This is a genomic window from Streptococcus sp. V869, assembly GCF_054353515.1.
In genome coordinates this window covers 257,974-272,222 of sequence record NZ_JBTHHW010000002.1, presented here as the reverse complement: position 1 = coordinate 272,222, position 14,249 = coordinate 257,974, and the positions used below count along the sequence as shown (strand labels likewise).

14 protein-coding genes are annotated in these 14,249 nt (G+C 40.0%); 9 read left to right on the top strand and 5 right to left on the bottom strand.

Features of this window, described 5'->3' with window-relative positions; genetic code table 11:
* The 9 genes from pgfM1 (at nucleotide 1) to ACXYSN_RS06720 (ending at nucleotide 8,302) form a co-directional block, all read left to right on the top strand.
* Complete coding sequence (gene pgfM1 / locus ACXYSN_RS06760) at nucleotides 1–2,964, top strand: glycosyltransferase PgfM1 (RefSeq protein WP_458636570.1); 2,964 nt, start codon at nucleotides 1–3, stop codon at nucleotides 2,962–2,964.
* A 163-nt stretch (nucleotides 2,965–3,127) separates the two neighbouring features.
* Nucleotides 3,128–3,331 (top strand): helix-turn-helix transcriptional regulator, encoded by a 204-nt coding sequence (locus tag ACXYSN_RS06755; protein WP_000916944.1) that lies wholly within the window; start codon nucleotides 3,128–3,130, stop codon nucleotides 3,329–3,331.
* Nucleotides 3,331–3,534: a hypothetical protein gene (locus ACXYSN_RS06750; RefSeq protein WP_458636569.1), complete on the top strand. Its 204-nt coding sequence runs from the start codon at nucleotides 3,331–3,333 to the stop codon at nucleotides 3,532–3,534. Before ACXYSN_RS06755 ends, ACXYSN_RS06750 begins: the two co-directional genes overlap by 1 nt.
* On the top strand, nucleotides 3,531–3,881 hold the full coding sequence (locus ACXYSN_RS06745; RefSeq protein WP_458636568.1) for a PspC domain-containing protein: 351 nt from the start codon (nucleotides 3,531–3,533) through the stop codon (nucleotides 3,879–3,881). The genes ACXYSN_RS06750 and ACXYSN_RS06745 overlap by 4 nt, the downstream gene beginning before the upstream one ends.
* Nucleotides 3,882–3,895: 14 nt before the next feature.
* Nucleotides 3,896–4,597, top strand: a complete 702-nt coding sequence (locus tag ACXYSN_RS06740) for a DUF3169 family protein (RefSeq protein WP_458636567.1) — start codon at nucleotides 3,896–3,898, stop codon at nucleotides 4,595–4,597.
* Nucleotides 4,598–4,606: 9 nt separating this feature from the next.
* Nucleotides 4,607–5,248 carry a lysostaphin resistance A-like protein gene (locus ACXYSN_RS06735; protein ID WP_458636566.1) on the top strand — a complete coding sequence of 214 codons (642 nt, stop codon included), beginning with the start codon at nucleotides 4,607–4,609 and terminating at the stop codon, nucleotides 5,246–5,248.
* A gap of 18 nt (nucleotides 5,249–5,266) precedes the next feature.
* Entirely contained in the window at nucleotides 5,267–5,482 is a 216-nt protein-coding gene (locus ACXYSN_RS06730) for a hypothetical protein (protein WP_006149636.1), read from the top strand.
* Between the two features lie 137 nt (nucleotides 5,483–5,619).
* Nucleotides 5,620–7,383, top strand: coding sequence for an aspartate--tRNA ligase (aspS, locus tag ACXYSN_RS06725; protein ID WP_458636565.1), 1,764 nt, complete (start codon nucleotides 5,620–5,622; stop codon nucleotides 7,381–7,383).
* A complete protein-coding gene (locus ACXYSN_RS06720; protein WP_458636564.1) occupies nucleotides 7,361–8,302 on the top strand; it encodes a YitT family protein in 942 nt (313 codons plus the stop codon). Before aspS ends, ACXYSN_RS06720 begins: the two co-directional genes overlap by 23 nt.
* Before the next feature lie 110 nt (nucleotides 8,303–8,412).
* Here the strand turns inward: ACXYSN_RS06720 and ACXYSN_RS06715 are convergent, their stop codons facing one another.
* The 5 genes from ACXYSN_RS06715 to ACXYSN_RS06695 form a co-directional block, all read right to left on the bottom strand.
* A complete protein-coding gene (locus tag ACXYSN_RS06715; RefSeq protein WP_458636563.1) occupies nucleotides 8,413–9,399 on the bottom strand; it encodes a LacI family DNA-binding transcriptional regulator in 987 nt (328 codons plus the stop codon).
* A gap of 9 nt (nucleotides 9,400–9,408) precedes the next feature.
* Nucleotides 9,409–10,209, bottom strand: coding sequence for a DUF1189 domain-containing protein (locus ACXYSN_RS06710; RefSeq protein WP_458636562.1), 801 nt, complete (start codon nucleotides 10,207–10,209; stop codon nucleotides 9,409–9,411).
* A 206-nt stretch (nucleotides 10,210–10,415) separates the two neighbouring features.
* Complete coding sequence (locus tag ACXYSN_RS06705; protein WP_006149616.1) at nucleotides 10,416–11,258, bottom strand: sugar ABC transporter permease; 843 nt, start codon at nucleotides 11,256–11,258, stop codon at nucleotides 10,416–10,418.
* Between the two features lies 1 nt (nucleotide 11,259).
* The gene (locus ACXYSN_RS06700) at nucleotides 11,260–12,549 is read right to left on the bottom strand and encodes a carbohydrate ABC transporter permease (protein WP_302851376.1); all 1,290 of its coding nucleotides are present in this window, start codon (nucleotides 12,547–12,549) and stop codon (nucleotides 11,260–11,262) included.
* Nucleotides 12,550–12,672: 123 nt separating this feature from the next.
* The gene (locus tag ACXYSN_RS06695; RefSeq protein ID WP_458636561.1) at nucleotides 12,673–13,941 is read right to left on the bottom strand and encodes an extracellular solute-binding protein; all 1,269 of its coding nucleotides are present in this window, start codon (nucleotides 13,939–13,941) and stop codon (nucleotides 12,673–12,675) included.
* Nucleotides 13,942–14,249: the final 308 nt, after the last annotated feature.

The window sequence follows — 14,249 nt, the reverse complement described above, 5'->3', positions numbered from 1 at the left end:
ATGAATAAGTGGTTAAAGTGTTGGCAAGAGTTGAAGGGAAAACATCCCAAAGCCTTGCTTTATACGATGAGTGCCTTATTACCAATGACCATCATGTTGGTTGTTTGGTTCTTCATGGGTAGCTATCCCTTTGGGAATAAAAGTCTGATGGCAGTTGACTTTGGTCAGCAGTATATCAGCTTTTTTGGCTTACTTAAGAATGCGGTACTTACTGGTGATTTAAGCAGTCTAACCTACTCCTTTACGAAATCTCTCGGTGGAGATATGATAGGGGTTTTAGGCTATTACTTAATGAGTCCTTTTAATATTTTTTATATTATTATCCCCTTCAAACACTATGGTTTAGCAGTCTTTCTAACTATTTGGCTCAGATACGGCGCAATCGGACTTTCTTTCTCTCATTTTCTGATCAAGCGCTATAAGGGTGCAGAATCACGTATGTGGTTGGTACCTTTGTTTGCAACAGCCTATGCTCTTTCAGGAATGCTCGTTTCCTATCAGATGAACGTCATTTTCTATGATGCCATGATCATGCTACCGCTCGTTATCGTTTATCTGGAAGAACTCTTGGATGGTGGAAGACCCTATCGCTATGCCTTTATTTTAGGGCTGACGGTCTTTCTACAGTTTTATATGGGCTATATGATTTCAATTTTTATCGTCCTATACTCTTGTTATTATGTTTCACCGCGTCTCTCAATCCAGGGAACTCTGAAACAGAAGCTGAAACACTTCTTGAATCCTTTGGTAAAAGCATTTGCCTTCTCTGTCATTGGAGTTGCAACAGCTTCGGTACTAATTGTGCCAGTCTTTTACAATCTTCTTGAGAGTAAGGGGCAGGTTGGAGATGCCATGAGGTTTTCTTTTGCCTTTCAAATTAATCCTGTGGATATCCTATCGAAGCTTGCTATCGGTGGCTTTGATACGACTTCTGGTTGGTCGACTGGACCTAACCTCCCAAATATCTATATCGGTGCTTTAGGATTCATAGGTTTCATCCTTTACTTTACATCGAAACAGGTAGCCAAGGAAAAACGTTGGGCTGCAGGTGCTGTCACCCTCATCTTCTTGATTTCCTTTGTTAATGAATTTGTAAGTAAAATCTGGCATATGGGACAAAATCCAGCTGGATTCTTCTTCCGTTTTTCATGGTTATTCTCGTTCTTTATGCTCGTCTTAGCCTATCAGGTAGTTAAGGGACAAGTAGAAATTTCTCGTAGAGGGAAGTTGCTTTCAGTGGTGTTACTGGTTTTATCAGCAATTTATCTCTATACAAAGAAATTCACCTATCTTCCAAAAACTCAACCTGAAGCTTTGACTCAATTTCTATCAAAGAACTTTATCGTATTTTGGCTTTTACTAATAGCTACTACAGGTGCCTATTCTTATCTCTATTGGAGTCGTTCTTGTAAAGCTCCTAAAGTGAAAAAAATGGTGCTATTGATAGCTGGGGCTGTCGTTCTTCTTCTAGGAATTCTTCTCCAAACGGGTTATCTCTTATCTCAGGTTGTCTTAACCTTGCTGGTCTATTTGGCAGTTATCTTCTTACTGCGCACAAGAATGACCAGATTGGCAATTCTTACCTTGTCTGCCCTAACCATCTTTGAATTAGGCTATAATGCTTATCTATCTCAAGTGACTTTTGGTTATGCAGACGTAGATAAATTTGTAGATGCAACAGTATCTGTAAAACAGGTCACAGATGATGTTCAAAAACAGGCAGATCAACCATTCTATCGAATCGCTACTACTTTTGCCTATTCAAAAACAGTGCCGTCACTTGTGTCTTACCCAGGTCTAAGTACCTTTAGTTCTAGCTTAGAGCGTACAACCATGGATCAATTTGCTTACATGGGGGACCAAGGGATTAACGCAGCAACTGAGTATGAAAATGGGACCTTGTTAACAGATGCCTTATACGGTGTTCGCTATTATATGGATGTCAAGGATCTGGAACCAGCTGAGAAAGAAGCTCATCCTGAGCGAATGTATTTCACTCGTTTTGCCAGCCGTTTTGACATGCGCCGTTATTTCACGAGTAAGGTCTATGAAGATGAGCGCTATATTGTGTATGAAAATCCAAATTCTTTCCCATTAGCTTATGGAACAAATGATTTGGTAAGAAATATCAACTTTGGTAAGAATAACGCTATTCAAAATCAAAACATCATCCTCAACTCTATGGAAGGTGTGAAAAAAGGCGAGGAAAACTACCTCGACTACTTCAAACCTCTAGCCTACGGAGATGTTGAGACAGAAAATCTTACAGAGGAAAATGTTGACAAAGAAAAGGGAACTGCAGTCTACAAGCGTGTGGATTCTTCTAAAGATGCAGTGGTTCGTTACCGAATTACTCCTCGAACAGACTTGACTTATTACTTCTTTGTGCCTGCAAGTCTAAATTCAGAAAAAGATTACTCAGTCCTCTTAAATGGCAAGTGGTTTACTCATTCTAAGAGAAACACGCAACGTCAACTCTGGCAAATCGCAGATAATGCAGTTGATCAAGAATCTGTACTTGAGTTCCGTTTTAAAACTGATAAAGTTGACCTTTCAAACGCAGGTGTTTATCGTGCAGAGATCAGTCAAATTCAAAGTGCTTTAGAAAAACGGAAGGCACAAGGCCTACAAGTTGAGAAATTCTCAAATACTTATATCGTCGGTTCAGTGAATATCACGGACGACAGTAAATATATGATGACTTCCATCCCTTATAGTGAAGGTTGGAAAGTGAAAGTTGACGGTAAGTATGTTCCTGTGACAAAAGCTTGGAACAGTTTTATTTCCTTCCCGATTACTTCCGGACAACATAAGGTAGAATTTGTTTTCTCTCAAAAAGGAAGGATTACAGGAGCTCTACTGACTCTCATCAGTCTATCAACTTTGTATATCATCAGAAGAGATTACAAAAAAGAAGATAAAAAGCAAGTAAAAGAAGATTCCGGAGCTCCATCGCCTAAGTAAGCAATCTTCTATCAACTATAAGAAAAATACGGTCAGGAACCATTCCTGACCTTTTTCTTTTACAAAATGACAAAAATATTAAACTTTTTGACAAATATGCTTGTCAAAAATAAAAAGATGTGTTACAATAAAATCAAGATAAAGAACAAAGGAGAAAAAAGACATGCTAAAAAATCGTCTAAAAGAGCTTCGGGCTCGCGATGGCCTGAATCAAACTGAGCTGGCCAAGCTAGCAGGCGTGTCCAGGCAAACCATCAGTTTGCTAGAACGAGATGAGTACACTCCATCCATCGTCATTGCCCTGAAGATTGCTCAGATATTCCATGAGCCGGTCGAGTCGGTCTTTCGTTTAGAGGAGGATGAGTGATGAACAAGTATAAATTGATTTATTATCTATGTATCGTTGTGTTTATCGTGAATCTTTTGGCTATGATTGGAAGCCTATTTGGTTGGTTTACAATTGTTGAAAGTAAATACCTCTTCTGGATTAACATAGTTTTACTATTAGTCTTTAGATGGGTAGAGAGAAAGATGAAGTTTAAAGAGATCCTAAAAGGAGAAAAGTTATGAAAGAGTTTTTAGCAGGTTTTCAAGTAGATACTGAGAACAAAGCACTTGCAGGTGTTTGTGCAGGTTTAGGAAATTATTTTAACATTCAAGCCAATATCATTCGTTTGGTGACAGTCTTCTTATTCCTCTCTTCGACAGAGATTGGGATTATAACCGTGACTCTCTATGCTTATCTAGCAGGTTGGCTTGGGAATGAGCCCTTGGGAGATGGAGCGAAGAAAGCAAGAAACCAAGCTATTCTCTTATTAGTTGTTTGTTTGCTTTTGGTATCACTTGGAGCAGAAGGCTTGACCGCTATCTTCGAATCAGGTAAAGCTTTTGGTCAATGGTTGTCTGGCTTGTTTTAGAAAGAGGTTGAAATATGGAAAAGAAACATATTATTTTTGCACTGAAGCTTTTTCTTGCCGGAGTTTTATTAGGAATACTTGCTGGTTTCCTTGGTGTTAATCCTTTAGGTATCAGTCAAGCTCAAGTAGTCATTGCCTTGGAATCACTCTTTCTTGTTCTAGGGCTGATTACGACGATCCTAACATTTTATTTTATTAGAAAAAGCCATAAGGCCTATCAGAGCTACCAAAGAGAAGAAGAGGACGAAGAAAACGAACAAGACTATCTTGTTATGTATCGTTTCTTGGATTATGGTACGGTAGCTTGGAATGTTTGCCAAATTAGTATGACGGCCTGCTTACTTATAGATTTGGGAGGTTTAGGCCCGTCAGCAACATCCTTACTTTTGATAGTTTTAGGTATCTGGTCGGGTGCTTACTGTCTCAAAATCACTAGCAAGATCCGTAACTATAAACTTTCTGTTATGGCGACTCCTAAGGAAGTTTTGGAATACCTGGATACTTATGATGAGGGAGAAAAGCAGGCTGAGATGGAAGAAGCTTACTTGATCTTGTTCAAGGTCAATCAGCTCCTTATTCCTGGTATCTATGTTGTCTTAGTCGTGCTATCTCTAGTATTGGGACAAGTACAGTTAGTTGCTCTGCTTGTGGCAGTTGTCATCCATTTGTACACGAATGTTGCACAGCTACGCAAAACAAAACGTTATTTCAAATAGGAGAATCTTATGAAAACACTTAAAAAGATTGGCTGGTATAGTCTTACTTTCTTATCATTTATTATGATTTATAGTTTTATTCAGGGTGTAGGTGTGGCAGCGATGAAGTTGGGAGCACCTGACTACGTTTTTGTCCCTGTTTATGTCTTATTAGCAGGAATCTTCACCTTCGTTACCTACAAGTGGTATAAGACAGGAACCGTTACGATTGAAAAAACGGCCCTCAACAAATACATCTGGTTACCTGCCTTGGTATGGGCCCTTGTCATTGTTGCCCAATTCTTTTTGCCAAATGATCCATCAGTCAATCAACAGACGGCAGAACAATTGACTCATAATCAACCTCTCTTCGCTTTCTTCATGATAGTTGTCTTTGCGCCCCTGACAGAAGAGTTAACTTTTAGAGGTATGCTAGCTCGTTATGTCTTCCCTCAACAGGATAACATCAAGCAGACAGCTCTCTTTCTTCTTGTAAGTAGTCTCATTTTTGCTCTTGTTCATTTCCCTGGAACTCTACTACAGTTCTTAGTTTATGCTTCACTTGGGTTTAGCATGGGATTGGCTTATATCAGCAAGGGTGGACTGGCTTACAGCATTGCTTTACATGCTTTAAATAATTTAATCGGATTTTTAATGATTCTCATGCTATAATAGACTCAGGAGGAAGTCATGAAACGAGTGATATTATTAGCAGTGATTCAGGCAGTTGTTCTCTTCTTTATCATTGGAGCGCTTGCCTATGCTTTAAAAGGGGATTTCTTTTATAACTATCTAGCAGTTATCTTCGCACCAATTGCAGGGATTATGCGATTTGCGACAGCTTATGCAACGGAGATTGTTCTCCCTAAAAAGGCGGCAGAGATTGCGGAAAAGCGTAAAAAATAAAGAAAACCCAAATCCAGCGAATGACTTTGCTGGATTTTTTCATTTATGAGAGGATTCTCTCAACTTTTCTGATGATTTTCATGAAGAGCCTGCGCTTTTATGGTAAAATAGTAACAGAATAAAAGAGGAGAGAAAACATGAAACGTAGTATGTATGCTGGTCGTGTTCGTGAGGAGCACATCGGACAAGAAATTACCTTGAAAGGCTGGGTTGCTCGTCGTCGTGACTTGGGTGGATTGATCTTTATCGACCTTCGTGACCGCGAAGGGATCATGCAGTTGGTCATAAATCCAGAAAAAGTATCTGCAGAGGTGATGGTAACAGCTGAAAGCCTTCGTAGCGAATATGTTATCGAGGTGACTGGACAAGTTGCTGCACGTGAGCAAGCAAATGACAAGTTGGCGACTGGAGCGGTTGAATTGAATGTAACAGCTCTTACTGTGCTTAATACAGCTAAAACAACACCATTCGAAATCAAGGATGGCATTGAAGCAAACGATGATACGCGTCTACGTTACCGTTACCTTGATCTTCGTCGTCCAGAGATGTTGGAAAATCTTAAACTTCGTGCCAAGGTAACGCATTCTATCCGTAACTACTTGGATGAGTTGGAATTTATCGATGTGGAAACACCATTCCTTTCTAAATCAACGCCAGAAGGGGCGCGTGACTATTTGGTACCATCTCGTGTCAATAAAGGGCATTTCTATGCTCTTCCTCAAAGTCCGCAGATTACAAAACAGTTGTTGATGAATGCTGGATTTGACCGTTACTACCAAATTGTTAAATGTTTCCGTGATGAAGACTTGCGTGGAGACCGCCAACCAGAGTTTACTCAGGTCGACTTGGAAACTTCATTCTTGACTGAGCAAGAAATTCAAGACATCACAGAAGGCTTGATTGCGCGCGTGATGAAGGAAGCAAAAGGCATCGAAGTGACATTACCATTCCCTCGTATGAAGTATGATGATGCCATGGCTCTTTATGGTTCTGACAAACCTGACACTCGTTTTGAGATGTTGCTTCAAGACTTGACAGAAGTTGTCAAGGGTGTTGATTTCAAAGTCTTTTCAGAAGCACCTGCCGTCAAAGCCATTGTCGTCAAAGGTGCAGCAGATAACTACTCACGTAAAGACATCGACAAGATGACAGAAGTAGCCAAGCAGTATGGGGCTAAAGGTCTTGCTTGGGTCAAGGTTGTTGACGGTGAATTAAACGGTCCAGTTGCTAAGTTCTTGACTGGTAATCAGGAAGATTTGACAAGAGCACTTAGTCTTGAAGATAAGGACTTGGTTCTCTTTGTAGCAGATACGCTTGAAGTAGCTAATGCAACACTTGGTGCCCTTCGTGGACGTATTGCGAAGGAACTAGGCCTGATTGATAATGACAAATTCAACTTCCTCTGGGTTGTTGACTGGCCAATGTTTGAATGGTCAGAAGAAGAAGGTCGTTACATGAGTGCCCACCATCCATTTACCCTTCCTCAAGCAGAAACAGCTCATGAACTTGAAGGAGATTTGGCCAAGGTTCGTGCCATTGCCTACGATATCGTCTTGAATGGTTATGAACTTGGTGGTGGTAGCCTTCGTATCAACCAAAAAGAACTCCAAGAACGTATGTTCAAAGCTCTTGGCTTCTCAGCAGAAGAGGCCAATGATCAGTTTGGTTTTCTTTTGGAAGCTATGGACTATGGATTCCCACCACACGGTGGCTTGGCTATCGGACTTGACCGCTTTGTCATGCTCTTAGCTGGAGAAGATAATATCCGTGAAGTGATTGCCTTTCCTAAGAACAACAAGGCAACTGACCCAATGACGCAAGCACCATCAACAGTAGCTCTTAAACAATTAGAGGAACTCAATCTACAAGTAGAACAAGATGAAACAAACGAAACTAACTAAAAAGTGGTACCATTATCTGCGCCGCTTTGCTTATCGGGTGAAGATTTTACGTGTTTTGCAAAGTATCTCCCGAGAAAAATACGATGAAAAAATTTCAGCTTCTCTGGTATATGGTTTTCTATCAGCAGTAGCCGTCAATTTCTTCTTCCAACCAGGACACGTTTATTCAAGTGGAGCAACAGGTTTAGCTCAGATTATCTCAAGCCTTAGTAACTACTGGTTTAATTTCCATATTCCAATTTCTGTAGCTTTCTATTGTATCAATATACCACTCATGATTTTAGCTTGGCGCCAGATTGGGCATAAGTTCACGATATTTACCTTTATCACGGTATCCATGAGCTCGCTCTTTATCCAATTTGTGCCAGTGGTGGTCTTGATAGAGGATCCCATCATCAATGCTCTCTTTGGTGGGGTAGTCATGGGACTTGGTATCGGCTTTGCTCTACGCCATAATATCTCCAGCGGTGGAACAGATATTGTCAGCCTAACCATTCGTAAGAAAACAGGTCGAAACGTCGGTAGTATCTCCTTCTTGGTGAACGGGACAATCATGCTGATTGCTGGCTTGACCTTTGGTTGGAAATACGCTCTTTATTCTATGATTACCATCTTTGTCTCAAGTCGTGTAACAGACGCAGTTTTCACCAAACAAAAACGCATGCAGGCTATGATTGTTACTAGTAATCCAGATGCAGTCATTGAGAAAATTCACAATAAATTACACCGTGGTGCGACCATGATCCATGATGCTGAAGGAACCTATAATCACGAACGTAAGGCAGTTTTGATTACGGTTATCACTCGTGCAGAGTTCAACGATTTTAAACACATCATGAAACAAGTTGATCCAACAGCCTTTGTTTCTGTATCTGAGAATGTACATATTTTAGGCCGATTTGTCGAAGTTGAAAACTAGTTGTTCAGATAAATAGAATACAAAAACCCAACTCGAAAATGTACTGCACCCCCAAAGTTAGATTTTTTCTGTCTAACTTTGGGGGTGCAGTTCAAAAAGAGAGTTGGGTTTTATTTTTCGACGATTTCGTGTGCGATCACCTGACGATAGCAGATTTGACGATTTTCTTTGACATCATTAATGATTTGAAGAATGGTTTCAAATGAAGTTCTACCAAGAGCAAGACTATTGATATCAACATAGGCAGCCAGATTCAATCTTGGATTTACTGAGTCAAAGCTGAGGACTGGAACATCAAGCTGGTGTTCGTTGAGATAGTTACATACACCTTCAGCTAAGAGACTGTCTGTTGTGATAATAGCATCGGTCTGAGGGTCGTGTTTAAAGAGTTGTTTACTAAAGTTATAGCCCTTTTCTTCTAGAAACTCGTTTGCAAAGAAGGTACGGTGGCTATCAAGAGCTAGATGATGTTCTTGAAGTGCTTGCTCGTAACCTGTCAGACGGTCCTGAGTAACGAAGAGCTTCTTGGTACCACCAATGAAAGCAATTCGACTACATCCTTTTTTGATGAAGTATTCGGTCGCATCAAAACCTGCTTGAATATTATCATTATCAACAAGCGATATAAAAGGGGAATGCGATTTTCCAAGAATGAGGAAGGGGAATTGCTCATCGACAACTAATTGCACCAAGGGATCATTTTCTTGAGCATACAAGAAGATAAGCCCATCTACACGTTTTCCGTAGACCATTTGTGAAATGGCATTTAAACGCTCTTTTTCATCCTTGCCGGTCGCAATCTGAATGGCATAGTGATTCTCTGAGGCAACCTGTGCAATCCCTCTAAGAACAGAAGGGAAGAAAGGGTTTTGGTAGAAAACGTCTGAATCATCTGGAAGAACCAAACCAATAACTTGTGAGTAACTGTTAACAAGACTTCGAGCATTAAGGTTAGGATGATAATTGAGTTCTTTCATTACCTTTCGAACTCGTTTTTTGGTTTCGTCACTAATCGTTGATTTGTTTTGAATAACACGGGTTACGGTTGAAGGAGAAACTCCTGCAGCTTTGGCCACGTCTTTAATCGTAACAGGCATAATAATCTCCTACTTTTGGTAGTCTGGATCACGATAATGAGTCTTATAAAAGATAGTGACCAGGTATAGAACAAATAAAATATTTTGAACAGTAATCAAAGTCGTCATATTTTGACCCAAGAGACCTAGAATCATGGTCAGTAAAGTTGGTAATCCTAAACAGTTCAAAATAAAATGATAGCACTCTTTGTAGGTCTTAAATGAGAAGAGACGTGATTTCTTTGTAAAGTAGAGCAAAAGGCTAGCACCTAAGGCTACAATAAAAAAATTAAGTCCAAAGAGGAAACTAGCACCTAAGACCAGGAAGAGGCTGATGTAGACACGGTTTTGTTGATACCAATCTTTGGAAATAGCTTGGGTTAAACTTTCCTTGCTTTGGAAACTATCGGTTGTGATGGCATGATAGCGGATGCTGGTTAACTCTTTTCCTTGCTTACTGATGACGAGATTCTCGGGTTCAAAGCTAAGGAGCAATTCCTCAGGGAAACTTGAACTAGAAGTATCTCCAATTTGAACAGAAGCTTGATGAGGAGTTGAACCCGTATAGCTTAGTTTACCATCTACAATCTGAGCATTCTTAGCTAGATCCTGAACGACTTCGTCCGTCAAAGGAGCGTAGACATCATCGATAAAAGTTTCTAAGGGATAAGTCTCTTGAGAGCTATTCTGGATGGCAATAGGAACCATAGACAAGCTAATCAAGAATATACTGGTAAAAATCAGTTGAAACCAGTTTAGACCAAAACGATGAGAGAGGGGCTTACGGAATCCCCAAATACTATTAAAATAAGAAAACGGATATGGTAACATAAATCTCTTTCTATAGGCATTTTTCTATACGAGTATTATATAGAGAAATGGGTTTTATTTCAAGCGGGGATAGTAGAATCCTTGGTAAAAGTGAATGTTTGTTAACATCTGTTCACAAACAAACAAGAAGGCTTTCTCGATAAGCTCGATTTCTCATCAGACAATCTAGTTACAAGTTCAAAAAGAAAAAGGGTGGCGAGGGTATATTACCCCTTGTCGCCACCGCTTGTAAGTCCTGAAACGAAGTTCTTTTGCAAGAAGAAGAAGAGTGTACAGATTGGAAGAGCAATGAGGATAGCACCTGCTGAGAAGTAGGCGATCTTCAAGTTCTTCGCATTGCTGACGAAGGTTTGTAGACCAACGGCAACTGTAAAGTATTCTTTTTCACGAAGCAAGAAACTAGAGAGGATATAGTCTCCGAAAGGTCCCATGAAGGCCCAGAGTGCTTGTACAGCAACCATTGGGCGAACAAGAGGGAGAACGATTTGCCAGAAGCGGCGGAAGTGTCCTGCACCATCAAGTTTTGCAGACTCATCAAGAGACATTGGTACGGTGTCAAAGTAACCTTTCATCAACCAAGCGTTCATAGGGATACCACCACCGACATAGAGGAAGATGAGGAACCAGCTATGGTTAAGGGCGTTCAACATGAGTGCCATAACGAAGAAGGCAGTCAAAGCGGCCATTGTAGGTACCATTTGGATAATCAAGAAGAAGACCAAACTTTGCTTACGAGCCAAGAAGTTGTAACGGCTGTAGGCATAACCAGCAAGTACGATAATACTTGTCTGAACGACCATTGTGATTAAAGCAATGATCAAAGTATTAAGGTACCATGTACCGTACAAGGTTTCTGTAAAGAGTCCTTTGAAGTTATCAAGACTAAAGTTGACATTGCTGTCGAGTTTAAAGGCCACTACGTTACCAGCCTTGAAGGCTGACATAATCGTGATTAAAAGCGGATAGATAATGACGATTGAAAGTCCAATCAAGTAGAGGTAAGTGAGGGTTTGAGTCAGTCTACGTTTGAGTTTGATTGAGTTATTCATCTTAGACGTCCTCCATATCAAATGCGTGTAGTTTCTTGAATGCAATCATAGAAATAGAGATGACAATGATTGAAATAATCAAGGTAACGGCAGCTGCCATAGAGTATTGAGGAGCTGTACCAGTTGTCAAGCGGTAAATCCATGAAATCAAGATGTCGGTTGAACCAGCTCCACCACCGACACTACCAGGACCCCCACCATTGAAGAGGTACATGATAGAGAAGTTGTTGAAGTTGAAGGTGTATTGGCTGATCAAAGTAGGTGCCGCAACAGCTAAAATCATTGGGAATGTAATGTTGCGGAATTTTTGCCAAGCGTTTGCACCATCGATATAAGCTGCTTCGTACAAGTCGTTTGGAATAGACTGTAGGATACCGAGAGTCAAGACATAGATATAAGGGAATCCAAGCCAACCTTGCATCATAATCAAGGCAACCTTAGTCCAAGTTGGGTTTGTCTTCCAAGGGATAAGTGCTCCATCTAGGAAAGGAAGAACCTTAGCAAAGAGAGGGATAACTTGAGTATTGATAGCTCCGACACTATCGTTAAACATGTTTGAGAATGTCAAGATAGTGATGAAGGCTGGAACAGCCCAAGGAAGAAGGAAGATAACACCAAAGATACGTTTCCCTTTGATGAATGGTTGGTTAGCAATAATAGCTGTAAAGATACCGAGTACGATTTGCAAAGTAGATGCAGATAAAGCCCAGATAATAGTCCAAGAAAGAACAGAACCGAAGGCTGAACGGAAGGTACTCAAGCTCCAGATGTTTGTGAAATTAGTCAATCCAACCCAATCCAACAATTTATTTGGTGGTAAATGTTGGAAATCATAGTTGGTAAAGGCAATCATCAAGGTTACAATAACTGGGAAGATGATAGCAAATGTCATGGCAACATAAGATGGGATGATGAGTAAGTATGGGAACCCATTTTCATAGATTCCTTTAATCATATCCTTCAATGTCAATGGGACAGGAATGCCATTATTAATACGTTTTGCAATAGTGTGAGCGTCTTTAATATTGAGAATATAAAAGGCTAGGTAAACAATTACAAAAATAGAGTGGAATGCACCACGAATCAACATGAAAAGAGAGTTGTCACGGCCAGGTTTTTCACCGAGCGTGATCAAGTTGCTCAATTCTGGTGCTGCAAGTACTATAAAATAGAGGACAAAAGCCACTGTTACAGCAAGGAAGATAAAACCTTTAGCTTTTTGTTTGTTGTAGATTTGTCCCAACCCAGGAATCAATGAAAGCAAGGCTGCTTTTTTTGGTTGTTGTTCCATGAGTGCTCCTTTCATAAGATACGAGCTCTGGGCTCGATGCTAATCAGCAAGTTTGTTGAAAACATTGTCAGTGTATCTAAAAATCAAGGGAGATGTTTAAATTATCTCCCTTGAATCAATCAATTAGTTACCAAATTTTTGTTGGATTGTTTCTTTGATCAATGTTACAGCATCATTAGCAGCTGTTTTAGCATCTTTCTTACCGCTTACAGCGTCAAAGAGCATTGTTTTAGCTGGGTCCCAAACTGTTGACATTTGAGAGATGTTTGGCATTGGTTGAGCGTTTTGGAACTGTTTGATAACAGCTGTAGTCAACTCATCGTTTTTACCTTCAGCGTAAGCACGAGCTTCAGTGTTAGCTGGGATTTCGTTAGTAGCATCGTAGAATGCTTTTTGTTGGTCAGTTGAAACAAGGAAGTCTACAAATTTTTGAGCGCCTTCAAGGTTCTTAGTGCTTGATGGGATAATCCAAGCTTTACCACCACCAAAGGCTGCGTAGTTTTTGCCGTTTGGAAGAGTTGGGATAGTTGCAACACCGTAGTTTACTTTAGCGTCTTTGAATGCTTGAGCTTTCCAAGGACCGTCGATGATTGCAGCTGTTTTACCTTCTTGGAATTGAGTTTGGATCAAGTTTCCAGCACCTTCAGTATCTTGCATACCTTTAGGCCATTTGTCGTACCAAGTCTTAGCGTATTCGATACCTGCGATAGCACCATCGTTAGCAAGACCGATATCTTTAGGATTTTTACCGTTGTCACCAAATACGTAAGCACCGTTACCTGCAAGAAGTCCGTATGCGTAGTAGAAGTTAGTCCAGTCAGCTAGGAAAGCAGTTGTTTTTCCGTCTTCACCAGCAAAAGCGTATTTGCTATCTTTAGCAAGGTTTTCTAAGTCAGCAAATGTTTTTGGAGCTTCTTTAATCAAATCTTTGTTATAGTACATAACAAGTGATTCGATAACGGCTGGAGCACCATAAACTTTACCACCAACAGTTACAAGAGATTTAGTAGTGTCGTCTGTTTTAGCACCGTCGCTCAAAGTAACTTCTGAAAGTTGTCCGTCAGTACCAAGGCTACCTACACGGTCGTATGGTGCCATCATGACATCAGCAGCTTTACCTGATTGGTTATCAAGTGAAAGATTGTCAAGTCCACCTAATTGGTCACCAGTTTTAATAGTAACTTTTACACCAGATTCTTTTTCGTAAGCTTTTGCAGCTGATTCAGCGAAGGCTTTATATTGATCTTCAACGTAGAAAGTGATTTCTTGACTTCCTGATGCAGATGAATCAGCAGCTTTATCTGCAGTTTTACTTCCGCAAGCTACCAAAAGCAAGCTAGCAAGAGTAGCAGTACCAAGTACGGCAGCGCTCTTCATGAATTTAGTTGACATAGTGTATTCCTCCTAAAGAATAACAAATTTTAATTTCGAGGAAACGCAAACGTTTTCCCTTATGACCATAGTATAGCACAAACGGAAAACGGTTGCAAGCACTTTTTTGAAAAATTTTTAAAAAGTTTAAAATTTAGAAGAAACGAAAAATGTCAATATAATAGTAGAAAAAAGTAAATATTTGAGAAGAAATTTTCAAAAAACAGGCCAATGGAAACGATTGCACATTTTTTTTAAAAAATAATTAAAGCGACAAAGGAAGATATAGTAAATTTCATTTTTAACAATCTAAATAAAATCAAAAAACT